Origin of the sequence: Porphyromonas sp. COT-290 OH3588, assembly GCF_000769075.1 — a bacterium.
Classification (GTDB): Bacteria; Bacteroidota; Bacteroidia; order Bacteroidales; family Porphyromonadaceae; genus Porphyromonas.
In genome coordinates, this window is record NZ_JRFC01000042.1 from 11766 (window position 1) to 37957 (window position 26192).

General features: G+C 49.0%; 20 protein-coding genes. 8 read left to right on the forward strand and 12 right to left on the reverse strand.

Features of this window, described 5'->3' with window-relative positions:
* Positions 1 to 27: 27 nt before the first annotated feature.
* The 7 genes from aroB to HQ48_RS09590 all read right to left on the reverse strand — a co-directional run bounded on the left by aroB (position 28) and on the right by HQ48_RS09590 (position 9804).
* Positions 28 to 1089: a 3-dehydroquinate synthase gene (gene aroB, locus HQ48_RS08270; protein WP_044233077.1), complete on the reverse strand. Its 1062-nt coding sequence runs from the start codon at positions 1087 to 1089 to the stop codon at positions 28 to 30.
* A 126-nt stretch (positions 1090 to 1215) separates the two neighbouring features.
* Positions 1216 to 2490 (reverse strand): acetate kinase, encoded by a 1275-nt coding sequence (locus HQ48_RS08275; protein WP_044233079.1) that lies wholly within the window; start codon positions 2488 to 2490, stop codon positions 1216 to 1218.
* A gap of 45 nt (positions 2491 to 2535) precedes the next feature.
* Positions 2536 to 3543 (reverse strand): phosphate acetyltransferase, encoded by a 1008-nt coding sequence (pta, locus tag HQ48_RS08280; RefSeq protein ID WP_044233080.1) that lies wholly within the window; start codon positions 3541 to 3543, stop codon positions 2536 to 2538.
* Positions 3544 to 3597: 54 nt separating this feature from the next.
* On the reverse strand, positions 3598 to 5157 hold the full coding sequence (locus HQ48_RS08285) for a YifB family Mg chelatase-like AAA ATPase (RefSeq protein WP_044233081.1): 1560 nt from the start codon (positions 5155 to 5157) through the stop codon (positions 3598 to 3600).
* A gap of 35 nt (positions 5158 to 5192) precedes the next feature.
* Complete coding sequence (locus tag HQ48_RS08290; protein WP_044233083.1) at positions 5193 to 5888, reverse strand: hypothetical protein; 696 nt, start codon at positions 5886 to 5888, stop codon at positions 5193 to 5195.
* A 235-nt stretch (positions 5889 to 6123) separates the two neighbouring features.
* Positions 6124 to 9366, reverse strand: a complete 3243-nt coding sequence (locus tag HQ48_RS08295) for a T9SS type A sorting domain-containing protein (RefSeq protein WP_044233085.1) — start codon at positions 9364 to 9366, stop codon at positions 6124 to 6126.
* A 312-nt stretch (positions 9367 to 9678) separates the two neighbouring features.
* The gene (locus HQ48_RS09590; RefSeq protein WP_255327507.1) at positions 9679 to 9804 is read right to left on the reverse strand and encodes a hypothetical protein; all 126 of its coding nucleotides are present in this window, start codon (positions 9802 to 9804) and stop codon (positions 9679 to 9681) included.
* Positions 9805 to 10462: 658 nt separating this feature from the next.
* Between HQ48_RS09590 and HQ48_RS08300 the strand changes: the two genes are divergently transcribed.
* The 5 genes from HQ48_RS08300 (at position 10463) to HQ48_RS08320 (ending at position 15251) form a co-directional block, all read left to right on the forward strand.
* Positions 10463 to 13000, forward strand: coding sequence for an ATP-dependent Clp protease ATP-binding subunit (locus HQ48_RS08300; protein ID WP_044233086.1), 2538 nt, complete (start codon positions 10463 to 10465; stop codon positions 12998 to 13000).
* Positions 12978 to 13550, forward strand: a complete 573-nt coding sequence (locus HQ48_RS08305; protein WP_044233088.1) for an RNA polymerase sigma factor — start codon at positions 12978 to 12980, stop codon at positions 13548 to 13550. Before HQ48_RS08300 ends, HQ48_RS08305 begins: the two co-directional genes overlap by 23 nt.
* An 84-nt stretch (positions 13551 to 13634) precedes the next feature.
* Positions 13635 to 14027: a hypothetical protein gene (locus HQ48_RS09100; protein WP_052409036.1), complete on the forward strand. Its 393-nt coding sequence runs from the start codon at positions 13635 to 13637 to the stop codon at positions 14025 to 14027.
* 30 nt (positions 14028 to 14057) lie between these two features.
* On the forward strand, positions 14058 to 14606 hold the full coding sequence (locus tag HQ48_RS08315) for a hypothetical protein (protein WP_044233090.1): 549 nt from the start codon (positions 14058 to 14060) through the stop codon (positions 14604 to 14606).
* A 60-nt stretch (positions 14607 to 14666) separates the two neighbouring features.
* The gene (locus HQ48_RS08320) at positions 14667 to 15251 is read left to right on the forward strand and encodes a peptidylprolyl isomerase (RefSeq protein WP_044187423.1); all 585 of its coding nucleotides are present in this window, start codon (positions 14667 to 14669) and stop codon (positions 15249 to 15251) included.
* A 110-nt stretch (positions 15252 to 15361) separates the two neighbouring features.
* Here the strand turns inward: HQ48_RS08320 and HQ48_RS08325 are convergent, their stop codons facing one another.
* Genes HQ48_RS08325 through HQ48_RS08340 form a run of 4 tightly spaced genes read right to left on the reverse strand, consistent with a single transcriptional unit; the run spans position 15362 to position 20280 of the window.
* Positions 15362 to 16585 (reverse strand): ABC transporter permease, encoded by a 1224-nt coding sequence (locus HQ48_RS08325; RefSeq protein WP_044233091.1) that lies wholly within the window; start codon positions 16583 to 16585, stop codon positions 15362 to 15364.
* Positions 16585 to 17763 carry an ABC transporter permease gene (locus HQ48_RS08330; RefSeq protein ID WP_044233092.1) on the reverse strand — a complete coding sequence of 393 codons (1179 nt, stop codon included), beginning with the start codon at positions 17761 to 17763 and terminating at the stop codon, positions 16585 to 16587. Before HQ48_RS08330 ends, HQ48_RS08325 begins: the two co-directional genes overlap by 1 nt.
* Before the next feature lie 2 nt (positions 17764 to 17765).
* The gene (locus tag HQ48_RS08335; protein ID WP_044233094.1) at positions 17766 to 18755 is read right to left on the reverse strand and encodes an HlyD family secretion protein; all 990 of its coding nucleotides are present in this window, start codon (positions 18753 to 18755) and stop codon (positions 17766 to 17768) included.
* 43 nt (positions 18756 to 18798) lie between these two features.
* Positions 18799 to 20280, reverse strand: coding sequence for a TolC family protein (locus HQ48_RS08340; RefSeq protein WP_044233095.1), 1482 nt, complete (start codon positions 20278 to 20280; stop codon positions 18799 to 18801).
* A 999-nt stretch (positions 20281 to 21279) separates the two neighbouring features.
* Here HQ48_RS08340 and HQ48_RS08345 point away from each other — a divergent pair.
* Positions 21280 to 23220, forward strand: coding sequence for an Omp28-related outer membrane protein (locus tag HQ48_RS08345; RefSeq protein WP_044233096.1), 1941 nt, complete (start codon positions 21280 to 21282; stop codon positions 23218 to 23220).
* Between the two features lie 134 nt (positions 23221 to 23354).
* Here the strand turns inward: HQ48_RS08345 and HQ48_RS09305 are convergent, their stop codons facing one another.
* The gene (locus HQ48_RS09305; protein ID WP_152568356.1) at positions 23355 to 23639 is read right to left on the reverse strand and encodes a hypothetical protein; all 285 of its coding nucleotides are present in this window, start codon (positions 23637 to 23639) and stop codon (positions 23355 to 23357) included.
* Between the two features lie 180 nt (positions 23640 to 23819).
* On the opposite strand from HQ48_RS09305, the gene HQ48_RS09425 reads away from it, so the two are divergent.
* Positions 23820 to 23960 (forward strand): hypothetical protein, encoded by a 141-nt coding sequence (locus tag HQ48_RS09425; protein WP_160225971.1) that lies wholly within the window; start codon positions 23820 to 23822, stop codon positions 23958 to 23960.
* 26 nt (positions 23961 to 23986) lie between these two features.
* On the forward strand, positions 23987 to 26137 hold the full coding sequence (locus HQ48_RS08350) for a hypothetical protein (protein WP_044233097.1): 2151 nt from the start codon (positions 23987 to 23989) through the stop codon (positions 26135 to 26137).
* Positions 26138 to 26192 lie beyond the last annotated feature (55 nt).

Consider the following 26192-nt stretch of genomic DNA (forward strand, 5'->3'; position numbering starts at 1 on the left):
TGCATTGCAAAAGTAGAATAAATTTGTCTAATTGCCAAAACTCTCTCGATAAAAATCCAGTGCGTCTTTGATAATATCTGGGTCAGAGAGGTTAAGTGTAATAGGTTCTCCTACCCTCCTAAGTCCAATAGCCACGATTTCGTCTTGGCGATTCTTTTTGTCGCTACGCATTAGGCGGATGATCTCTGGGTAGTCCTTACATGTGTAGTGGAAGGGGGAATATAGCTCTCTGCAAAGCGTATGTAGCTGTCTAAGAATATCTCTATCTGCACCTGCCTGCACAACTCCAGCATAGATCTCAACAATCATACCCACGATGATGGCTTCTCCGTGCAGGAGGGTGCGGTGTTTGTCCGAGCTGTGGCTGAGTGCCTCTAGGGCATGGCCTACTGTATGGCCTAGATTGAGTACACGGCGTAGGTCCTGCTCGGTCGGGTCAGCCTCGACGATACGTTTCTTGTAGGCTACTGCCTGCTCGATTAGCCTAATCCAACTCTCTATCTCGATGTGTTGAGGGTCTTGGATTCGCAGAATTTCTCGCCAAAACTCTTTGCTATCCAGTAGAGCTGTTTTAATTAACTCGGCATACCCAGAATACAGTTCATCTAGGGGCAGAGTGTCTAGGAAAGCAATATCAAGGAATACGGTTTCGGGTTCGTGGAAAGCTCCAACAAGGTTTTTGATTCCTCCGAAGTCAATGGCTGTCTTGCCCCCTACTGAGGCATCAACCATACCTAGTAGGGTGGTTGGGATATTTACTGTACGGATGCCTCGCATATAGGTGGCGGCTGCGAAGCCCCCCATATCTGTGAGAGTCCCCCCTCCCACGATGACTAGTACCGATCGTCTAGATGCTCTCGAGTGCATCAGCCATTGCCATATGAGCTGCACGCTGTCGATGTGCTTATTCGCCTCTCCAGAGGCTAGGCTGAGGTGTCTTTCTGTGGTTGTGAGTTCTTTTAGCGGGGCTAGAGCCTCTCCATGCAGATTATCTACTTGCACATCAATGAGTAGGTAGATGCTGTCACAGGCCATAGATTGCAGATGTGGGACGATTCTATTCTCGACTATGTGATGACCAATAACCATATTTCCTTATCGACTTTATTTGTGCTGCTGGCGTCTTGTTCAGTTTAGATGGCGAGGTGCCGAGTATTGACAGAGGCGAAGACCGATGAAGATCTTCGCCTCCGATACTATAGCTCTAGTGAGTGATTACTTACTCTTGGTTACGATGTCGTAGGTGTCCTTTGCGATCATGTATTCCTCGTCAGTTGGGATAACCACCACCTTGACTATGCTATCTGGGCTGCTGATCACACCGGCTTCGCCACGTGCAAGCGAATGATTGAGCGATTCGTCTATCTTTACACCCATATATTCTAGTCCAGAGCAAGCATCTGTACGTAGCTCTGAGCGATTCTCTCCAACACCTGCCGTGAAAACTAAAATGTCTAGGCCTCCTAGTGCTGCCGCATAGGCTCCGATATATTTCTTTACTCTGTAGCCGAGCATATCGGCTGCGAGTTTAGCGTGCTCGTTACCCTTCTCTGCTGCGCTATCGATGTCACGCATATCCGAGCTACCGATGCAAGCGATGCCGTATAGTCCGCTACGCTTGTTGAGCAGGAAGCTTACATCTTCGGGCTTCAGACTAGTGCGTGTGTCACGCTCGGCTTTGTCTTGGATATACTCTTGGATCTCGGCATTGTCGAAGTCCTGCTTGCTCAAAAGGAACTCAATGACCCCTGAGTCTATATCGCCAGCACGAGTCCCCATGACTAGTCCTTCGGCTGGAGTCATACCCATAGAGGTGTCAATACATTTGCCACAGTCGATAGCAGATATGGAGGCGCCGCTACCCACGTGTGCTGTAACGATTTTGACCTCATCGTATTTGACGCCAAGCATCTTGGCTGCCTCATGGCTCACGTAGTCGTGGCTAGTGCCATGGAAGCCGTAGCGACGCAGACCGTACTTCTCGTATAGGGCGTAGGGTAGTGCGTACATGTAGGCGTGCTTAGGCATCGTTTGGTGGAATGCCGTATCGAATACCCCCACATGAGGAACCTGACCGAGCACAGCTTTGGCAGCTCCTATACCCATGATGTTGGCAGGATTGTGTAGAGGGGCTAGAGGAATGTTCTCTCTGAGAGCCTCTACGACAGTTTCGTCAATCAGTACACTAGTGGCAATGCGCTCGCCCCCGTGAACCAACCGATGACCAACAGCCTCAATCTCGCTGAGAGAAGCAATGTGTCCAACCTCTGGGCGTGTTAGGACATCTAGAATGATTTCTACGCCTCTAGTATGGTCGGGAATGTAAACGCTCTCGACAATCTTTTCGCCAGCGGGGGTAGTAAACTTGATAAAAGACTCGGCGGTGCCTACACGCTCCTCGATACCAGAGGTGATGACACGATACTCTGGTAGCTCGATCAAGGAGTATTTGAGTGATGAGCTACCACAGTTTAGAACTAGTATTTTCATAACGAATGTAATGTCTATCGGTTTGCAGTGAGCCAGAAGATCGGTTTAGTGCTTCATCGCAATGGCCTGATTGGCTGTAATGGCAGCCATCTTATATATATCGTCTACCGAGCAGCCACGGCTGAGGTCATTGACTGGGGCCGCCATACCCTGCAGGATAGGACCCACGGCCTCTGCACCGCCAAGGCGTTGTACGAGCTTGTAGGAGATGTTGCCTACTTCCAAAGTAGGGAATACCAACACATTTGCTTGACCTGCTACAGTGCTGTCTGGAGCCTTGAGGGCAGCAACCTTGGCTACGAGTGCAGCATCGGCTTGTAACTCCCCATCGATCTGTAGATCGGGGGCCATCTCCTTGGCAAGGCGTGTAGCCTCCACGACTTTGTCCACCATCTCGTGCTTGGCACTGCCCTTGGTTGAGAAGCTAAGCATAGCCACACGTGGCTCCACACCTGCAATAGCACGCGCGGATTGAGCCGAGGCAATGGCGATCTGAGCTAGCTCTGGAGCTGTGGGGTTGGGCATTACTGCGCAGTCTGCGAAAAGCATTAGGCCATTGTGCCCGTACTCCTCCGTTGGTAGGAACATCAAGAACACACCACTGACGCAGCTCATACCAGGCATAGTCTTAACAATCTGTAGTGCAGGGCGTAGGACATCGCCAGTGGCATTGATTGCTCCTGCGAGCTCACCGTCTGCATCTCCAGCTTTGATCATCAAGCACCCAAGATATAGAGGATCCTCGACAAGGATCGACGCCTGCTCCTCTGTCATGCCCTTGCTTTTGCGTAGCTCCATAAGTAGGTTGATGTACTCTTGCTTCTTCTCATGGTTTTTGGGGTCGAGCAGGTTTGCCTTGCCGATGTGCTTTAGTCCTAGGTCGTGTGCTCTAGCACGTATTGAGTAGGGGTCCCCGATGAGAGTTAGCTTCACTACACCATCTCTGAGCAGCCTATCTGCTGCCTTGAGTGTACGCTCCTCTGTCCCTTCTGGGAATACGATGTGCTGGGGATTAGCCTTCGCACGGTCGATAATGTCTTGAATTAGATCCATAGCGATGTCTCTATATTTTTAGTAATTGATGTTGTATGCTACAAAGTTAATAAATCAGACCGGACTTTTGGCCGTTTGCGTACCCCAACTTGCTTTATCAAGGCTGCGGTACTGGATCGCCTCACCGATATCTGACTGATCTATCCGTTCTTTTCCTGCTAGATCGGCAATCGTGCGTGCTACCTTGAGGATACGGTCGTAGGCTCTTGCCGATAAGTTTAGGCGCTCCATGGCGACTTTGAGCCGTGCGAGCCCCGCTTCGTCGGGTTGGGCATAGAGCTGCATCAACTTGGGTGTCATTTGAGCGTTACAGTGTACCTCGGGGCACTGTGCAAAGCGCTGATTTTGGATTTCCCTAGCTCGAACAACCCTCTGGCAAATCTCGTGACTACTCTCACCCATAGTTTGATCCGAGAGCTTCTCAAAGGGAACCGGAAAGATCTCGACTTGGATATCTACTCGGTCTAGCAGCGGACCTGATACACGCCCTAGGTACTTCTGTACCTGCTGTGGGGTACACTCACAAGCTCTAGTTGGGTGGTTGTAGTAGCCGCATGGGCAGGGATTCATAGCAGCGATAAGCATAAAGCTCGCAGGGTAATCGACCGAGAAGCGAGCACGTGCTACCGTAACCATGCGCTCCTCCAAGGGTTGGCGCATTACCTCTAGCACGTTGCGGCTAAACTCAGGCAACTCGTCGAGGAATAGTACCCCATTGTGGGCTAGGCTAATCTCTCCGGGCTGCGGGTTGCTTCCGCCTCCGACTAGAGCGGCGGGCGATATAGAATGGTGTGGAGCTCGGAAGGGGCGCACCGTCATCAGCGTAATGTCCTTACCTAGTTTCCCCGCTACCGAATAGATCTTGGTCGTTTCTAACGATTCGCCTAGAGAGAAAGGAGGTAGGATGCTGGGCAGTCGTTTGGCCATCATCGACTTGCCGCTACCGGGGGCACCTACCATGAGCAGGTTGTGTCCACCCGCTGCAGCAACCTCCAAGGCACGTTTGACGTTCTCTTGCCCCTTGACCTCGTTGAAATCGAATGGATAGGCTCGCTGGTTACGATAAAACTCGCCTCGTGTATCGACCTCGGTCGGCATGATGTCTTGCCGACCGCAGAGCATGGCTATGACCTCGCTTAGATTGTCTGCTCCGTAGACCTTGAGCTGATTGACCACAGCGGCCTCTTGGGCGTTGCTTTTGGGAAGTATCAACCCCTCGTAACCCTCGCTACGTGCTTGTATGGCGATAGGGAGTGCCCCTCGTATGGGTTGGAGTGAGCCATCGAGAGATAACTCGCCCATGATCATCAGGCGCTCGAGTGGCTCCGATGGTATTTGCTCATCGGCTGCCAGTATGCCTATGGCTAGAGGTAGGTCGTATGCCGAGCCTTCTTTGCGTAGGTCGGCTGGGCTCATATTGATGACGATACGTCGACCGGGATATCTGTAGCCACAGCTCTGTATGGCCGAGATGATACGATCTTGGCTCTCTTTGATAGCGGTATCTGGTAGCCCCACGAGTTGGAAATATGATCCGGGTGTACAGCTCACCTCTATGGTGACCGTACGGGCGTTGATGCTCTGCAGGGCAGCAGCGTATGTTTTGACTAGCATAGTTTGTGGTAGAGTAGGTTAAGCTGGGGGGAGATCTATAGAGCGCTGACTTTGCCTAGGCTATCAATTAGGAATAGTTTGGGAGAGGTAGCTCGATCTATCCCATAGGCCTTGCGCATCTGTGTCACTAGGGAGAGGCTGTCCGAGTAGACAATCCCGGAAAGCGTGTCCCGCTTGATACGTGCTAGGCTGGCACTGTCCGAGAGAGAGAGCATCATATATATAAGTTGTAGGCTATCGCCCCCATATTGTTTACGTAGGCTATCTCGCTCGGCTTTGCTGTGCGTGCGCAGGTCTAGTGAGCTAAAGACTAGTACTGCATAGCGCCTCTTGATGAGCTCGGCTATGTCATGGCTCTTGCCTTTGGTATCTATACCAGAGATAGGCAACACTTCTTGCGGTGTTTGCTCTGGGGTGTAGGTTTCGGGTGCCGTAGCGCTCCATTGCCCTTGGCTGAGCTTGTAGTATTGGGCTAGTCGGTCGCCAGCATGAGCAACCACGAGGTGCATAATCCCCGTAGTGTCGGGATACAGCTCGATCGAGTCGGCTGAGTAAAAGTAGAGGCTATCCTCTCGCTCTGTATTCCTCCCCCAAAAGGAGAGGCGTGCCATTGTATCCGTTGAGTCTGCTGCTACGAGTGATAGACTTAGCCTAGGCATCTTGGGCTTGGGTTTGCAGCTAGTTGCCCATACCAAGCTACATAGGATTGGTAGTATATGTAATATCTTCATTTAGCAAGAGTGTATCTGTTCCTGCGTGGACCTAGGGGCCTATGCAGCAATATGCACAAATGTATTATATATGTCGCATTTGAGCAAGCACATATCTGTCGAGATGGATCGCTCTGTTGGATTCATTCAAGATTAAGGGGCTGTTGCAGGATTTGTCTTTGCAGCAGCCCCTATAAAGTGTGCCAGAATGCTTATTCTAGCATATCATCAGTTTACATAAGTATGATAGATTACCCTAGCGCAGTACTACCCTATGCGCCATGCCGTCCACTAGGAGCAAGTAGATACCACGCTCTAGATGCGACACATCTATGCGCTTGTTTGCACCTGTCCTGGCCTCTAGGACTACACGCCCTACCAGATTGAGCAGGCGAACCTGCTTGGCTGTATCTGCATTACCTCCTATTATAATATATGTAGAGGCGGGATTGGGATAGATGCGCAATGAGGAGCGACTGACCATGCCGATGGCAGTGTCTTGCTTGATGCGCACCTCAATCTTGATGTCACCCTTGACGACAAACTTGTAGGGTGCCACAATAATATTACCATTGACTTTTACTCCCTCGACGATATACCCTCTCTCTGGCTTCACCTCTAGCTCTAGTTCTGTTTCGTAAGGCACCCGATTTAGGTCGTGATTACCCTTGATACGTACCGTGGCATGTTCCACCTCGGGCAGAGTCACCACATAGACTTTCTTCGTGAAGATGCCGACGACCTCGATGCTGCTCTTGACGGTAATGCGTTTAGTCTGCAAAATATCTTCGCCACCAGCGGTGAGTGAGGTCAGTTCATGCCCCTTGCCATTTGCTGTCACTACTTGCAGCTCTGTGCCGTAGGGGACAGCAGAGAGATTATTCGCTCCCGTGAAAGTAATTGAGCCCTTGCCCTCTACTCGGTGGCTCACTCGGAAGACCTTTTTGCGGAATGTGGCTCGTACCGTAGTATGCGCTTCTGCTCGGAATCGCTTGCTCTCCGTGATGTCTTTGCCGCTGGCTGTAAGCCTCTCTAGCTCGTAGCCCTCCTTTGGTGCCACCAGTACGATGAGCTCGGTGCCGTCCTCTACTGCGTTGAGGTCTTCGGTGCTTTTGCCTTCAATAGAGATGGTACCGCCCTCTCCCTGCTCGAGAGTAATCTTATATGTGCGCTTTCTGAAGGTTGCCTTGACAACCGTAGCTTCTCGTACNTTGCCTTCAATAGAGATGGTACCGCCCTCTCCCTGCTCGAGAGTAATCTTATATGTGCGCTTTCTGAAGGTTGCCTTGACAACCGTAGCTTCTCGTACGACGAACTTGCGGTTAGCCATTATATCTACGCCATTGGCTGTAAGGGTTGCCAAGTCGTAGCCCTCTTGTCTTGCTATGGAAACAGTAAGCTCAGTACCTTCCTCTACGGCTTTTAGGTCCTCGGGTGACATACCCTTGATCCTGATGCGTCCACCCTCTCCCTGCTCTAGTGTCACTGGATAGCGCTTGATCTCAACGGGCTTNACGGCTTTTAGGTCCTCGGGTGACATACCCTTGATCCTGATGCGTCCACCCTCTCCCTGCTCTAGTGTCACTGGATAGCGCTTGATCTCAACGGGCTTTTTGCGGAATATGGCTCGTACCGTGGTATGCGCTTCTACTCGGAATCGCTTGCTCTCCGTGATGTCTTTGCCGCTAGCTGTGAGCCTCTCTAGCTCGTAGCCCTCCTTTGGTGCCACCAGTACGGTGAGCTCGGTGCCGTCCTCTACTGCGTTGAGGTCTTCGGTGCTCTTGCCTTCAATAGAGATGGTACCGCCCTCTCCCTGCTCGAGAGTAATCTTATATGTGCGCTTTCTGAAGGTTGCCTTGACAACCGTAGCTTCTCGTACGACGGCTTTTAGGTCCTCGGGTGACATACCCTTGATCCTGATGCGTCCACCCTCTCCCTGCTCTAGTGTCACTGGATAGCGCTTGATCTCAACGGGCTTCTTGCGGAAGGTAGCCACGACTTTGGTATCGCCTTGTACAGTGAATTTGCGGCTCTGTGCAATATCCTTGCCATTGGCTGTGAGCGTCGCGAGTTCATAACCCGTATTGGGCTCTACGGTAACGCTTACCTCTGTGTTTGCTCGAACATGAGTAGGGTCTGTAACAGACAACCTAATCTGTCCTTCGCTGCGATCAAACTCAGTTGTGATCGTGTAGAACACGACTTCTTCTGGGTCGCCATCGTAGTTGTCTTGGAAGCCATTTTCTCCATAAAAACCGATAATCCAACCCTTGTCCTTAGCTTGCTTTACAAGCGACTTGCTAATCCGATTGCCTTCGGGGATTGGTTCTATTGTAGCTCTTATATAGATGCGTCCATTCGTTTCGTGGTCGAAGTCATCTATATCACTGCCCGGGGTGTAGCGTGGTAAGCTCCCAATAAATCTAGTCATGGCATCTAGACTGAGGCTGTTGAAGATAAAAGATGCCGAGTACATGCTGCTGTTGGGGTTGAGCTTAACCTCATTTAGCTTATTGATATGAGCGGATATAAATTTTGCTGCCGAGGTTGTGGATAGATCTAATGCAGCTAGCTGGTTGTTTGTTATCTCTAGCGTTTTGTATCTTATAGATCCTGCTGTGAAACGGGTCAATTGGTTGTGGCTGGCATTCAATCTTATTCCATAGTCCCCTGTATTATTGACTCGGCTCATATCGAGGTTGCTCAATTTATTGTTGTTGAGCTCCAAACGCCATAATTCGGGTGTTTCTTCTACCTCAAACTGCGTTAATCCTATATTGGGCACCTCTACCTCTCTCAACTTTGGGCAACGCCTTAGACTCAGGCTCCCAATCTCGCTCTGCGAACACTTGATGACGGATAGTTTAGCTAAATCGGCGACCTCTAGACGAGGCAATTTCACTCCTTCTAGGTCGATCATAAAAAGCTCATTCTGGCTGGCAACGTCCAAAGATGGTAAGGAGATATTTTGTAGGTTTAGTGAAATAAGAGGGGAGTTGGGACTGAGATTAAGTCCCGTAATCCCAACTTGACTAAGAGATATGACAGATAGCTTATTATTGCTAGATAGATCGAGTACTTGGTTTAGTCTAGGGGCATCGGTGATAGTCAAAGAAACCATGTTAGGGCTGTTGGATACATCGAGGCCGACTAGGGACTCGACATTTTCAATGCCAAGACTGTACGTTCGGTAAATACGGATCTTGCGATCTTTGAGGCGTAGATAAAACCATGGATTGGTACCTATGGCGCCTTCTTCTTGTCTGACTAACTCTGCTCCCTCGAAAACGGGCTTGCGTGATCCCGGTCCGGTACCAAGACGAATGGCAACCTCCGAGTTTATTGGGCTGTCAAAAGTTAGCACGCTGTATTCGTGGTCGTTGGATTGGGCTAAAGCATTTAGATTCGTCAATACGAGTAGGCATAGAAGCAATTTCCAGCCCTGCCATAGGAATTGCAAAGCCTGCGTTCGGCTTCGCCATAGTAATTGTTCGTTCATAGATCTTGGGATATTTGATATTATATGAGTGAGTATTCTATTGCCCTTGATATGAAAAATGCAACCTCTCCCTCATAATAGCCTATGCGACGAGGAGGAAACCCTATTCTGTTTGTCGTAGAGGGTTCTTCTTTTGCTTGGTCGAAAGGTGTACAGTCTATCTAAGGGTTGCGCTTGCGCCTAGGCTAAGGGATTTCTAGAGAGCCAATCGATTGTTGTCGTTATATTGTTAGTCGCTCTACAAATGTAATTGTTTTCTTTGATTTATGATTTAAGTGTTCGAGAAGGTAGGTTCTTATATCTTAGTTAGTTCTATCGTGTGGCATCGCTGTATGTAGGGTGGATATGTATGCTCTGTACATGCGTTTCGCCTTGGCAGTGGCAGGCAGCCCATAGCGCCATCACAAGCTCGGTGTATTTGCGGAGTGATCTTTGCACTTTTTGTGTTAAGGACTGTAAATGATTTTCCCTCGAATTTGGGCCGAGGTTCGGGGGCATTGAGGGCAACTGTCCAGACTTGCAATCAAATTGATGGGAACATTTTTTGGGATCGGTGGGATAATCCGCTATGATGTGTCCTACAATACCCCGAGATTGATGGGAAGAAAATCAGGCTATGGCGACACGAAAGTCTAGAAGTGTAGTACTATTATGTTTTATATTGTTGATAATTAGTGGCTTGCCTTTGGCTTGTTTTAGGTGACGATTTTCATGCCACTAGTAAGGAGGTCCCCAAAAAGAGGTTGGACGCAACCTAGAGCCTGCTAGGAGGCAAATACGAGGTCTCTGCTTTTGGGTAGCTACCTCCAGTGTTTCCCCATAAACATTTTGAAAAGTGAACGAAAATATAAATTTGGCGGTATCGCCCAACTCGTCATCATAATGTGTAAATTGCAGGGGCAAACCATTATGATGTTCACTCGGTTGCGTGGACCTCTACCATGCAGCAAAGAGGGAGTACATCGGATAAGATAAGGCAATGTTTCGGCACTGTAAAGCGTTGTAGAGGCAAACCCTCGACTGTTTGGTATGGTTTTTGATAAGAGTTATACGCAGATCATGCGTGACAATAAATAGATAAGTTTCGACGTAAAAGATGACATACAACTATACAAACACCCTCCGTCTAGCTCTAGAGCTCACATACGCAGAGGCTCGACGGCTCGGGCGAGAGGAGATCAATCCCGACTTGCTTGTTTGGGGGATCCTCAAGCAGGGGCAAAATCGAGGCGCCAGTCTACTCAGAGATAGTGGGCTGGATCTGGAGGATTTGCTCGGCAAGATTAGCCATAGGCTCGAGGCTGACGATGAGGCCAATGGGCATTGGGAGCAGGAGCCCTCTCTGAGCCAGCTCTCACGCCGAGCGATTGCCCTATCTACTCGCCTAAGTCAAGAGCTTAGTGAGCAGGCTGTCAGTCCCTTGCATTTGTTGTTGGCAGTCCTCAGGACGGACAAGCACAGCTATCTCAATGAGGTGTTTATGTCCAAGTCTATCGACATACAGAGTCTACTAGCCCCTATTATGCGCTTCGATCAAGACGACTTCGACGAGGACGAAGACGAGCAAGAGGGAGAGAGTAGGGAGGTGTCGTCTACGACCTCGGCACCCGAGGCACCGAGCAAGGGCAAGAGGCGAGGCGGAGATACCCCTACGCTCAACTCCTTTAGTCGAGATCTGACGGCTCTCGCAGAGGCAGGCAAGCTAGACCCCGTAGTTGGTCGTACAGCCGAGATCGAGCGTATGGTGCAGATCCTCTCTCGGCGTAAGAAGAGCAATCCCGCTCTGATTGGTGAGCCCGGTGTGGGTAAGACGAGCCTTGTGGAGGGACTGGCCCAGCGCATCATCGCTAGAGCTGTACCAACTAAGCTCCTCGGCCGCCGTATCCTAGAGCTGGATTTGGCCGCCATGCTCGCTGGCACCAAGTATCGTGGTCAGTTTGAAGAGCGCCTCAAAGCAATGATGAAGGAGCTGGAGGCTCACCCCGAGATCATCTTGTTTATTGACGAGATCCATACGATGATGGGGGCTGGTGGTGGTGGCGGCACTATGGACGCTGCCAATATGCTCAAGCCCGCCCTCTCTCGTGGCGAGATCCAGTGCATCGGCGCCACTACCCTAGGAGAGTACCGCAAGCATATAGAGAAAGATGGGGCTATGGAGCGACGATTCCAGAAGCTGATCGTGGAGCCCAATACTGCTACCGAGACACTCGAGATACTCAAACAGCTACGTCCTCGGTACGAGGAGCACCACGGAGTGCACTATACCGATGAGGCGCTGGAGGTAATGGTAGACTTGGCGCAGCGCTATCTGACAGATAGGGCCTTCCCCGACAAGGCAATCGACCTGATGGACGAGGCGGGGGCAAAGCTAAGCCAGACGATACTGCCTCCCAATAGTGAACTAGAGCAGCTGGAGCAGTCCAAGAAGCAAGCCATAGAGAGCAAGCTAGAGGCTATACGAGAGCAGAAGTTTGAGCTCGCCGCTAGCTACCGCAATCGTGAGCGTGAGCTGGAGGTGGCTATTGAGGCTGCACGAGATCAGTGGCGACGAGAGCTCTCCCAGATGCAGACCGATGTGACGGGCGAGCATATCGCCAGCGTCGTGTCTACGATGACAGGTATCCCAGCAGAGCGTGTGAGTGGTGGCGAGCTAGAGCGTCTGAGGATACTAGAGCAGAAGCTCAAGGCCAGTGTCGTGGGGCAAGATGTAGCCATTGCCAAACTTAGTAAGGCTATCAGACGTAGCCGTCTGGGGCTAAGAGATGAGCATCGCCCTATTGGTAGCTTCCTGCTCCTTGGCCCTACTGGAGTGGGTAAGACCTATCTGGCCAAAAAGCTTAGCGAGGAGCTATTCGGTTCGAGCGAAGCGATGATACGTGTGGATATGAGCGAGTATATGGAGAAGTTCGCCGCTAGCCGTTTGGTGGGGGCGCCTCCCGGCTATGTCGGCTATGACGAGGGTGGTCAGCTCACCGAGCAAGTACGCCGTCGCCCCTACTCGGTGGTGCTTTTTGATGAGATTGAGAAGGCTCACCCAGATGTTTTCAATCTATTGCTACAAGTGATGGACGAGGGTGTCCTTACCGACAACGAGGGGCGTAAGATAGACTTCCGCAATACGGTAGTCCTTATTACCTCCAACGCCGGCTCTCGTGAGGCTAGAGCTTTCGGCCGTGCTATAGGGTATCAAGACGAACACGCCTCGACCAACCGCTCTGGCGATATTATGCGCAAGGCGCTTAGCAAGACCTTCAGCCCAGAGTTTCTCAATCGCTTGGACGATATTATTGAGTTCTCGGCACTTGACAAGGCTGCCATTCGTCAGATCGTCCAGCTTGAGCTCGATAAGGTGCGCAAGCGCCTCATTCATGCGGGCTATGATGTGCGAGCCGACGAAGCAGCCCTCGATGCGCTCGGTAGACTTGGTTATCAACCCGAGTATGGAGCTAGGCCACTGCGCCGCATCATACAGCAGGAGGTAGAGGACAAGCTGACCGACCTCATCTTAGATGGCGGAGCTACTTATGGCGATGTACTAGAGTTGAGCGTAGATGAGGCGGGAGGTATCGTCCATAGTATAAGTAAGTCAAGTAAATCTGCTCCCTGCGATGAAACAACCTCTGGTGAGTGAAGAGCAACTACAGGAGATGCTTGCTGCCCTAGATACTAGGCGGCAAGCATTCTCTATGATAGTACAGATGTATAGCCAGCAGATCTACTGGCAACTCAGGCGTATGGTTTATAGTCATGAGGATGCCAATGATTTGGTGCAGAACACTTTTTTCAAGGCTTGGGAGGCGATAGACGGGTTCCGTGGAGATGCCAAAGTGTCTACATGGCTCTACCGCATTGCGCACTATGAGGCACTTAACTTCCTCAAGAAGCAGAACCGAGAGGGTGAGTGCTTCGTCGATCTAAGCGATGAGGAGCGGGCTCGCTTCCTTATGGCTCGCCTACAGGCCGATCCTTACTTCGATGGCGACGAGTATGAGCAAGCCTTCCAGAGGGCTTTGGTGAGCTTGCCAGAGAAGCAGCAACTGGTCTTTCGCTTACGCTACTACGATGAGATGCCTTACGAGGAGATCGCTAGGATTACGGGTACGAGCCAAGGCGCACTCAAGGCCTCGTATCATCACGCCAGTCGCAAGATATCTGAGATGCTATCGAGGGAGGATCTTTAGCTTTGTAGTTAGTTGGTTAAACCTTGCTTCGTCTAGGTTGTCTATCCTAGTACAAACCCAATAGGAGCATTGAGCACTAGAGTAATGGATATAAAAGAACAAAGTCATAAGCAGTACGATCTGCCCGAGGCCAAAGCCTCTCAAAAGCACTACACTACCCCAGACGGATATCTAGATGGTCTGGCGCAGCAGATTATGGCTGCTCTGCCAGAGCAAGAGGTGAGGCCTGCACAGCGCGTCGGCTGGTGGGTCAAAGCCAAGCCAATCATCTATCTAGCGGCGAGCTTCGTAGGGCTGTACTACGGCTTCAAGGCAGTCAATTCATTTACCCCCGAGGCTCGAGTAGAGCAAGTCGCCCAGCAAGTGGCAGACGCAGGAGTACAGACAGAGGACGATTATTGGCTCTATCTACAAGACTACAGCGAGTCGCTCGGAGAACTTGAGTTCGAACCCACCCTTGAGGGCGAGCTAGACTAACGGAAAATCAACCACCAAAAACGAAAAGTAATGAAACAGACACTGTGGATCATATCCGTCTGCCTCTTCTTGTGTATAGGCAGCGCCTCGGCTCAGGACGACAAAAGACCCAGCCGAGAGGAGATAGCCAAGGCTAAGAGAGCCTACCTTGTCGAGCAGCTTTCGCTCGATGACAAGCAGGCCGATGGACTGATGGAGGTACTCAATGAGCTAGATGAGTTGCGCTTCAAGCTATGGCAGGAGGAGCGTGAGGTAAGGCTCCGTATTCATCGCCGAGATACGACGCTCACCGATGACGAAATGCGCCTGCACTTTGAGCGTAGCCTAGATAATCGTGTACGTGAGGCAGAGCTAGAACGTGTGTACTACAAGAAGTGTGCTGCCGTCCTCCCTATTGAGAAACTCGTTCGACTCGAGCGGCTCAATAAGCGATTTACACGCAACTACTTCAAACATCATAAGGCTAGCCGTGCTCAAGCGAAGGCACTACGAGGCCATCGGGACGTTCAGATCCAGAAAGCGAGGCAAAGACGAGCCGCTGATAGGGAGCTAGAGCGCAGGCATCAAAACCAACACTAGGCCTTTTTTGTTATCTTTGAGCGACAACAAATAATTATTTATAAACAGAAAACTAACCTAATGAGTATTTCAGCAAACAAGTTCGTAGCTTGCACCTACGAGCTATACGTAGGCGACGATAACGAGCGTGAGCTCATGGAGGAGGCAACTCTAGAGCGTCCACTCGAGTATATCCACGGTATGGGTATGATGCTTCCAGAGTTTGAGAAGAATCTATTCGGCCTTAACGCAGGTGATAGCTTTGACTTCGTCCTAACGAGCGAGCAGGCTTATGGCGATCATAGCGAAGAGAACATCATGGATCTGCCTAAGGAAATCTTCACCAATGAAGACGGAGAATTCGATTCTGTACGTGTTGTAGAGGGCAATACCCTCCCTCTCTACACTCCAGAAGGTCAGACTGTGATGGGGACTGTCGTGGAGATCAAGGACGAAACGGTCGTTATGGACTTCAACCACCCTCTAGCTGGCGAGACGCTACACTTCATCGGTAAGATCGTAGAGGAACACGAAGCGACTAGCGAGGAGATCGAGAAGTTCTTCGGTGGACAAACTGGTGGCGGCTGCGGTGGTGGCTGTGGCTGCGGAAGCAAGGACGAGGAAACAAGTGGTGGTGGATGCTGCGGTGGCGGTTGTAGCTGCTAAAGCAATCTCCTAACTCATACGATACAATAAGAGCTACGCCAGAGGTTGAGATAAGGCCTCTGGCGTAGCTCTTATTTATATATTCAGTACGGTTGGTAGGGGTGAGTGGATTACTCTGCCTGCATCTCAAGTGCTCTGCTACGGCTACGGGAGATGTTGATGTAGTACACCCAGCAGGTTGCTATGAAGTACACACCGGCTTGTATCCATAGAGCCTTAAACTCGAATGCCACCTCCGAGAGCGTTGCGCCCATGTTGTTCATCTTGACGAAGCCGTTGATCCCCAAGGTTGATGGGAATAGATAGGAAACATACTTCCAGAATGGAGCAATAGCTGCCCCCGGCCAAGAAATACCAGAGATGAAAAGTAGCGGAACGGAGGTGAATACAAACAGCAGCATACAGGTCTCTCGGTTGCGTACTAGGGCAGAAGCTGCCATAGCAAAGAAGATGCAAGCCAAGAGATAAGGCAAGGCGAAAAGCAAGAGGTCGCTTGCTTGTCCGATCTGTACCAAGCTAAATATCCGAGGTACTACCCCCAATACATAGAATGAAACAAGCATATAGACGAGGAAGTAGCACAGAGATTTGCCGAGTACTACTCTCAGCGTCCCAGAGTAGTGGTCGTCTATGGGCACTAGATCGTGGTGCTTGCTCCGCTCTCTGGCCGTCCCTGCCGAGAGGCCTACACCGAGCAGCAGAGTTTGCTGGATAATCAGTATCAGTACCGCTGGTAGGAGGAATGAGGCAAAACCACCCGAGGGGTTGAAAATGGGCACTTCTTCGTAGGCAATAGGGTAAGCGGTCAGTTCGTCCTGACGGGCGGTGGTGTTGCTACTTCGCTCTATTTTGATTTCACTATTCATCTCAAGTGATACGGCGGTATTGGCCAATACGATGCTCTTGTAGTACAGCAAGCCGCTCATGTCGCAGTAGAGGCTGATTGTAGCTTGACGCCCCAAGGCGAGCTGTGCATCGAAATCTCGAGGAATGTAGATGATACCGTATGCATCGCCTCTGCGAAGACTCCGCTGTGCCTCTTGCATATCGGCACATTGAGCCACGATCTCTACATCTGGCGTAGCATCTACTCGTCGCAGATAGTCACGGCTAGTGGCACTTAGGGACTCATCGACCACGACGGCTGGCACCTCCCGAACTACTTCGTTGTTGTAGATGTAGCTATATAGTAACGGATAGAGCAGAGGTACGACCACGAAAAATATCATTACCCCCATGTCCTTGTAGGTCATCTTGGCTTCTGCGACGAATACGTGGAGCAGATCTCGTAATCCCTGTACGGCTCTTTGCCATAGGTTCCTATTATCTTTCATTATGGCGTATATCTATAGTGGAGTAATGCTGTTTTAAGTCGCCCAAGTATAAGCAGTGGCAACAGAAGGAATAGCAAGAGTGCGACGTAGTGAGGCCACGAATAGGCGAAGCCATAGCCATGCAATGCCTCGTCTACATAGATGAGGAAGTAATGGCGAAGAGGAAAAAGTATGCTGAGGGCCTGAATAGCGCCCGGCATAGCCATCACAGGAAACGAAAAACCAGATATGGATATTGAGATCATCCCCCATAGCGAAGCCAGACTGAGGCCAAGGCGTAGGGTAGGGAAGATCGCAATCATGACGATACCCAAGGCTTGTGAGGCTAAAATGAGGCATAGGGTAGCTAGAAGCATGGGGACAATGCCACTCTGGCAGGGAAAGCCTAGATAACCATATAGGTAAACATTGTAGAGTATCCCCATGAGCATAAAGACAGCCGTCTGCGGGAGGAGCTTACCCGTGAGGGCTGTCGCGATGGAGCCATTGCTCGCCTCGAGCCAAGCCTTAGCCGTCCCTCCCTTGATCTCCATACCAATACCTGCCACAGTCACCATCATGATCAAGAGGCATAGCACTGCTGGTAGCAAGATGTTGGATAGATAGATCGAGTAGTTGAGCCACGGATTGCCTAATGCGTGCGTATCTATAACGATCGGGCGTAGATATGCCATAGCTTCGTCCTCGCTAGCCCCCTTGGCATAGAGTACTGACCGACTTGCAGCACCGGAGGTCAATTCTCCAAGCATCTTCATATCTCGGAAGAGCAGTGAGCCTGCGATGAGGTATGAGTAGTTGGTGTAGAAAGATACCGTTGGTTGCTTCTGCGTCTGTACCTCTGCGGATAGTCCCTCTGGCAGGAGGAAAAAGCCGTATATCTCCCCTCGCTGTACAGCTCTGCGAGCCTCGCTTACATTGGCGTAGTGTGCGATGACTTCGGTCTGTGGCATCGCATCTAGGTTGCGTGCCACACGTCTAGAGAGAGCAGTGTCGTCTAGGTCTACGATGCCTGCTGGCAAATTCTGCGGTAGCCCTTCGTCCATCAGTGTGGTGAAGAAGACGTAGCAGAATAGCGGAGCGATCACCATGCAGAATAGATACAGCGGCCGTGAGGTGAGAATCCTCCATTCACGCTGCATAACCTGCCATAGTGAGCTCCGAGTCTTGGTCGTGGACATTGCTAGCGATTGATGATGACAGACATTCCGGGTCGAAGATCCTTGATCTGATGCATAGGAGTAGCCCGCACCTCGAAGGTCTTGAGGTCAAACTGACCCGTTGTCTTGGTTGCCTTCCAAGTGGCATAGCTGCCTAGATCCTTGATGTAGTGTACACGTAGCTTCACTTCTTGCAGCCCCAGTGCTGGGATATGGGCATCGAACTCGGCACCCATCTTGAGGTCTCGGAGCAGATCTTCGCGTACGTTGAAAGTTACCCACTGTTTCTCTAGCTGAGCTATATTCATGATTGGCGCACCTGTGCCGACGAGCTCGCCGACTTTGGGGAAGATCTCTGACACCTCACCCGAGGCTTGTGCGATGAGATAGGTTTCTCTGATGTACGACTCTACCTCTGCTACGGCTCCCTTGGCACGGCTAACTAGTGCCGAGGCAGCGAGCTTGTCCTCTCGCTCGGCTCCATTGTAGGCCATCTTGTACTGCGCCTCGGCGGCACGCTCGGTAGCAAGTGCTGCATCACGTTGGGCGATGATCTCGTCGAGCTTCTGTGCCGCTACGACTCCCTCGGCGTGTAGTTTGCTGATGCGTTGGTAGCTCTTCTCCATAATGTCGGCGCCGGCCTTGGCTTTCTGCCACATCTCATAGGCTGCTTGTATCTGTTCGCTACGTGCGCCCTTCAGGGCTTTGGCATTCTGTGCCTCGGCCGCTGTCTGGGCAGCTCGGGCTTGTTCCATCTTGGCTTGTACCTCTGGGGCCTCAAGTATGGCCAGTGTATCTCCGGCCTGCACCTGCTGCCCCTCCTCTACTCGAAACTCAAGGATACGCCCCGGTACCTTGCTCGATACTCTGTACTCATTGACCTCGGCTTGTCCTTGGATACTGTCGCTCTCCTTGCCGAGCATCAAGAAGCCAACAAGTGCTACAAGTGCTATGGTAGCTAGTAGTGATAGGAATGCCAGCAGTGTGTTGCGGCTCTGTGTCTGTGATGTCATAACTATGTTTATGTCTATTATTTCGTCAATATTGCTGTTCTGTTTATAGTACTCCCAATACCTTCTGTAGATATACGTCCGTGAGTTTGACCTCGATTTGTGCGTCTATCTTGCTTGAGTGAGCCGATAGCCAAGCGGTCTGAGCCTCGAGTACGTTGCTCGTGGGGATCATACCCTCTTGGAAGCCAAGATTGGCATAGCGTAGGTTCTCCTCTGCTCGCTCCATATTCTTTAGGGCTAGAACTAGGCGCTTGTTGGCTTCTTTGACCTTCGATGCCGATTGAGCTACCTGTAGCTCGATCTTATCTCGAGCGCCCGAGAGGCGTAGGTCTGCGATGCGTGCCTCTGCCTTGGCGGCTCTTACCTTGTAGTAGCCTTGTCCCCAGTGCCAGAGTGGCACTTTGAGCATGATGCCTACGTTCCACATACCGTCAAACTTATTCTGGAAACCATTGAAAACCGAGGGGTTAATTACGATATAGTTGCCTACTAGTGCTAGCGATGGGAGATGCTCCGATCGGGCGATATTGACCTTTTGCTTGTAGATCTGTGTTGCCAGACTTAGGCTCTTGAGTTCCGATCTATTGGCTAGAGCTGTCTGCACGTTGATCTCGGTGTCGAAGCTGGAGAGGCGAATATCCTCCATATTTTCGTCTGCTAGGCGTATCGGACTGTCTAGGCTGATGCCACACAGCTGGCAGAGTAGCATACGTGATAGGCTAAGACCGTCCTCTACCTTGGCCAGATTCATTTCGGCTTCATTGACCTTGACCTTGACGGAGAGCAAATCTGCCTTGGTTGCCACTCCCTCGGCTACTAGATGCGTTACGTCTTGCTCTAGTTTTTGTAGCAGTTTGTAGTAGTCCTCTGCCAACTTCTTCTTGTTGGATAGAGAGATAACCTGCCAGTAGGCCTGATCGGTACTGAGGATCACCTCTGCCATATCTGCCTTTTGCTGCTCGTGAGCAAGCGCCTCGGCGTAGCGTGTTATTTTGTTGTATGCACGTATCTTGCCTCCCATATATATAGGCTGAGTCAGGGTAAGCACTCCTGCATATATGTTGCGTGTATCGGTGCGAGAGTCCTCGACGATCGAAGCCCCCAGCTGATTGAGCTCTGGGGCTAATGCCCCTGCGATGAGCTGCTGTGCAGGGCCGAGTAGGGGCATTAGCTCCGGGTGCTTCATCAATATACCCTTGAGGCGTGGGTCGTGTGCCATTTGCCCCAGCCTGCCAGCTAGGGTAGTCCCTAGGGTTGATAGGTTGTGCTTCTGTTCGTGGCTGAGCAGTACCGTCTCCTTTTGGTTGTGCATGTACGAGCCAGTAGCCGTGAGGCTAGGGAGGTAGTTGGTCAGGGCTGCTTTGCGCTCATTGCGGGCGGCTTCGATTTTCTCCTTGGCGATGCTCAGCTCTTTGTTATGCTCGAGGGCTAGTTTTCGGCAACTATCGGCAGTTAGCTCTTGCTGGGCGTGGCCTATCGAAGCTGTACATAGCCCAATCCCTAGGGCGATGATACTTCTTTTCATACGTTCTGTATTTATTTCGTTTTTTCTATTCCACGGACTCTTAGGTCCTTAATACAAAGGAAAAACAGGCTAATCAGAAAGACTGCCTGCACACGTGTGCAAATTTAGGTGGTTTTTACGGAATAAAAAACTTTTTTGTATTTATGTGCATCTCTCTTCTTCCCCTAGTAGCTTATCTTGGGGGAGGGGCATTAGTGCTATGTCCCCTAGATCGCCTTGTGTGGGTTGAGGGTGCAAGGGACCAAGGTGGGCGTTTGGGAGCCAATAGCTCTCTTGAGCGCTGTGCCTAAACGAGTAAATACTTGCAGCCTACAAGCCCCTATCCCTATAATCTAAGTGCTATAATATCCCTCCGAGCCTATACAAGTTTAGATAAAATTTACCCTGATATGGTATGTCTTTGGAGGTAAAACTATGCGGTATTTGTGTATGGCTGGATTTATATTTTAGACCAGTTTTCAGAATGTTGATGGAGTAGTTCCAAATTGACAGAGCAAATAAGGGTAGGCGTCGCATTTGCCCCCTAGGAGGCTCCGTATTGCCCTCTAGGTGGTTTGCGCACTTAGCCCTCGTTTGGCCTAGATCGCTTGATGTGGAGGTTCTTTTTAATGTTTTGATTTTCAGTGTTATGTAGTTGGTTCTTGGGGTGAGTACCTGCATTGATGGCTCAATTTTGCATTTTTCTTCCCATCGATCTTCTAGGATTGGTGGGCACACCCTTGGAGATTAACCCATCAATCTCCAAAAATCTTCCCATCAATCTTGTTTGCTTGTCAGGTTTGGCTAATATACTCTTCCGCTCTTTGCATTCAATTCTTAGGTGATACGTTTACAGACCTTAACATTATTGGAGTAGGGTCGGAAGGAGGGATTGGATTTTAATTTTGTGTATATGATGCGCTTTTGTAGTGTATTTTTAATGTTTTTGATTTGCAGTTTGTTGGTTTTAATTTATATATTTGTCCTGTTTTAGTTACTAATATTAATTCTTTGGCTATTATGAAGAGAATCTTTACTAGCTTTCTGGCGCTGTTCCTTGCATCTAGTGCAGCTTTTGCGCAGAAGCAGAGCGTTAATAGCTCTGATGGGTTTGAGCTCAAGGCTCAAAATGTCAAGATCCCCGTTGTTACACAAGCGGCTGGGGAGCGTTATTTCGGTTATGCAGACGCAGATGTTGCCGATATTGCATACGTAGGTACTGGTCGGCCTATGGTTATCGCTGAGGCGATTAAAATCTCAGCGATGGGAGGGAATCAACTCAAGAAGATTCGTTTCAATAGCGGTCAAGAAGTTGATGGTACTATTTTCGTCCTATCTGCTAGTACGAACCAGCTCAAGTATGTCGAGAAACTTGCAGTCAAGAAAGGCTGGAATGATGTTGCTTTGAGTACGCCATTCACAATGGCTAACAATGAAGAGTACTACATCGGCTACCAAGTCAATGCAGCTGCCGATCCAAGACCTCTTGCCTTTGACAATAAAGTAGATCAGACCGCTCCCGGAGCTAATGTGATCATTTTCAGTAATGGCCTCTTTGACATGGCTACACCTCTTGTTGGTAGAGATGCCTTGCTTGATCTAGATGCAGCTGGTCTGAATTTTGGTAATGCCATGATTTTCCTTGAGATTGATGACAAGGTATCGGCGCTAGACAATGTTGCTTATGTGACCAAGCTTTCTCTTATTTCATCTGGGGATTTAGCTCCTAATACAGAAGCCAAGATTAAAGCTACCGTACGCAACGTAGGGTTTAAGCCACTTACAAGTCTTACTTTTACTACCAAGAGAAGTGCCAAATCTCCAGAAGTAGAGCAAAAAATAGGAGGGCTAAACATTGCTAAGGCTTCTACCGCAGAGGTGGAACTAAAAATCAATACGGTAGCTCGTGGTATAGCTTTGGCATCTGCTAAGCTAGTCAAAGCTAATGGCAAGCCTTCTTGGTTCAGCAATCAGCCTCTATTGCCTTATCGTGTTGTTACACCTAATGGTGAAGCCAAGAGAACAACAATGCTTATCGAGCGTTTTACCACAGAGAAGTGCCCCAACTGTCCTAAAGTGGATCAGCCTCTTGCGGAGATGACACAGCAGCTACAAGGTTTCGGTATAGATGTCAGCTTCATTGCTCATCACTCTGGCTATCATACCGACTTCTTGACTGTCAATGAGTCTATAGAGCTCTTGCCATACGCTTTCAACAAGCAGAATCGTACGTACGCTCCTGCGTTCATGTTCAATCGTTTCCCAAGCCTTGACCCAACTAAGGACAATGGTGCCGAGCTAGCTTCTCTAGAAACTATGGAAGAGAGAGCTAATGCCGTACTTGCTTCTCCAGAACCCGTACAGTTTAGCCGTTATGCCAAGGTAGAGAAAGACGGTAAGGTCGCTCTCGAGGTAGAGGGCGTTACAGGTTATGTAGACCTAGACAACCTATATCTGACAGCTGTGATCACAGAGGACGGTATTACTGCTAAATCTCAAGCTGGTGCACCAGCTGGATATATCCACGACGGTGCGGCTAGAGTATTCATGACACCTGCCCTAGGTAAAATGATTATTCCTAAAGCCGATGGTTCGTTCAAGATCACAACCGATGCAGTGGAAATCGACTCCGAGTGGAAGACCGAGAAGATGAAGATCGTATTCTTCGTTCACAAGAATATGGCATCTCCTCTGATCAATCAGCGACAGGTATATTCGTCCAAGACTATGGCCTTCAACAACTCAGGCTCGGCCGAGCAGCTACTAGGTGCACAGGCTCCTCGTATCTACGATCACGACGGATATCTCGTGGTTGATACCGATGTATCGGAGCTCGCTATCTATGACCTAGCTGGTCGCCTTGTAGGTAAGTCTGCGGACCGCAAACTAGCCAAGGGCGTGTATGTAGTTAAGGTAACCAATACCTATGGTACATTTACTCAGAAGGTAATCGTAGACTAGAACTTGCATAAGCTCTCTGGGGCCGCCTCTACAATCATTGAGATGTAAGGAAGGCGAGGAGAGTAGCGCAATGAATATAGGGGCTGTGGCAAATTAAATTTTGTTCACAGCCCCTTTTCTGTGCATCAGAATGCTCAGAATACAAAGATTGTGTCCGTTGAGAGTAGAGCGGTGTTTGCTCTAGCTATGCCGAGGCGAGTAGTCGTATACAGAGCGTGGTAGGATCGAGCACAGCATACCCGAGTAGGTGTCACCTTGAGCCGAAGCCGAACTCCGTGCAGAGCTTGTGGTACAAGCAACTTGAGCCGTTGGGGTATTAGAGGTAGCGCCGTATTGACCTGAGCAGAGATGAGCAAGAGGCAGAGGATTGGTGTGGCATAACCTCTACCGACTACACCTATATGAGACTCATTGTGCAATAGTCTCTAGATTTAGAACACGTAGTCAACAACTTGAAAAAGAGCATAGGCTTACGCAGAACCTATCAGTAGTATTAGATAACAAATAACTAAAAACGAGCCAAACAACCCCAAATTCAGGAGTTAATTTTTGGCGAGTAGTATATTTTCTTACCTTTGCAAAAAATATGCGTGCATAATATGAAAGAAAAAAAAGGAAATATGATTTATGGTGCTCCGTGTGCAGAGGTACTCTATTTCAAGAACCCTAAGAACATTTTAGCATCTCTGTCTGTAGTTGGAGAACTTGAGGATTTTGAAATTGGGGAGGATCTAGAATAATCATAAGGCATTAATTTTAAAGTTACATGAATAAACTATTTGGCTCAGTGTGTTTGGTCTTATTAGTGGCTACTTCTTGTGGTAAAAAAGACCAACCTTTCACTGAGAATACTAAAACTATCTACACAGATAGGATTGTACTCAACTTAGAAGCCGATGTTGCTAGCGAATCAAATAAGGCTCGTGGTGTTGGTACTATAAAGTTTTTAGGCCAAGATGAAAACGGGAAGATATATCCGAAATTGCATGTTCCCGAAGGAGTTACATTTATCCCCGTTCACACCGCTATTGCCAATCTAAGGGGCACTATTTATGGGGCAAAAACACTTAATTGGGCATATACTCCTGCAAAAGACGGACAACCTGCGACACTGCGATGTCCGATAGATCAGGATATAGAATTACTTAGTGAATCTCAATTTATTCCTGGCAATGAAACATTTTATGTCACAGCGATTATTGAGGGGAATTTATTGAATCATAAAACACCTAACCAAAAAGTAGATTTTTCTGGAAATACAGACCTCAAAGGCATTGCCTCTGTTGGAGAGACAATTGCAGATCTCAAGGCTCCATTCGCGATGCCTTGGACCAAGCTAAAAATTTTCAAAGATAAGCAGAAGAACATCGGGACAAGTCGATTTTCTTCTCCTCAGGGAGGAGATAACTATCGTCCCCTATTCAAACCACAGGGTTCTTTTGTGGGCTTTAGGATAAAAAATACTACTACAGGAACACTTACCCCTGAAGAAATTTATTTACGTACACAGCAATTCGGATTATCTGGTAGCTTTGATCTGCACAAACCCAACATAAGAAATGGCCAAGGAGATTTTCCTACTTGGAACTTCAGCCCTTGTGCCCATACTATGACTTTCACTTTTAACAATGGCACAAATGCAGGGAATATAGCTCCTAATAAAATCAGTGACAAAGTCTTCTATACTTGGGTTATGGCTAACCCCTCTACTAGTAGTTCAACTGGTATCTCTTCAGCAACTATTTATGGGAGTAGCAGTGATAAAACTAATGCTCCACTCAACAATTATTGGTCTACAAGTTTCACTGGGGGCAAAAAGCCACTTAATCACACCTCTCATCAAATTAAACTCCTTGTTAAAAATAATACAGGTGTTCGTATGCCGATTGAGGACTTTACGAATTACAACATTGCAGGTGGAGACGAGTATCGCAATTTACAATACAAATATGACCCCAATGTCCCTGGTGCGCTCAAGAACTGGAAGGGACGTTCGGGAGCCTATCGTCTAACCTCTGGAGATAAAGCTATTCACTCTGGAATGTACAATGGTTATATGGTACGAGGGATACAAGAGAATTACTTTAATCCTATGGGACATGATCTTGAGCGACTTGAGATTAAGGAGATTGAAGAACTTCAACCTAATGGCACTTTGGTTTCCAAACGTGTTGGTCCGTATGCCTTGAATGAACAATACTATATCCCAGCGGATGAAGATTATTCTGGATTAATCCCTTACAACGCAATTAGTTGGAATAACTCTCGTTTCATAGAACAGACTGATGAAAAAGTTCGTTTAGGAGGAGGATCAAGTCATCCAATGATTATTACCTCTAAAAGTGAATATAGTCCAATGAGGCAAAATACTCCCCGGAGTGAATATAAACGTTTCTATGGGATTCGGTTTAAAGATGCAACTACTAAGGTTGATAATTCGGATTGTCATGGGTATCAATTCAAAGTACGTTTGGCTTCAGCTTTCAGGTATACTTATGAATTTGTGCGGGGTGTTTCGGGTGTTCTTCGGGTTGAAGTCGTCTATTTGGGAAATGAAGCAGATGGGCTAACATTAGAGCAACTTGAACGTATGCCTGAGAGTTTTTGGACGGAACAAAACAAGAAAGGGGATAATCAAAAAGGTGTATTCGTCCGATCTATAAGATTTGCTGCGGTTGGTGATTTGCAGTCTGCTGGGTTTAGCAACTCTAGCGGTCCTAGTCCGTTTACTACATCAAGCCTTGAGCTATCTAAGCCTCATGGTTATGATTTTGGTCACTACTATGCTAGGAGTGTGTCTCGTACAGATAATAACCAAACAACAGTTATTGACTGGGCAAATGGTTATTCAATTAAGATAGAGAAGAATCAGCATTATAAGGGAATGCCAGTACGAGTATTCAAGAAAAATGAATAATTTAATTGATAATCACCAAGAAAAAAGGAGAGCTCTTTTCGAGCTCTCCTTTTTT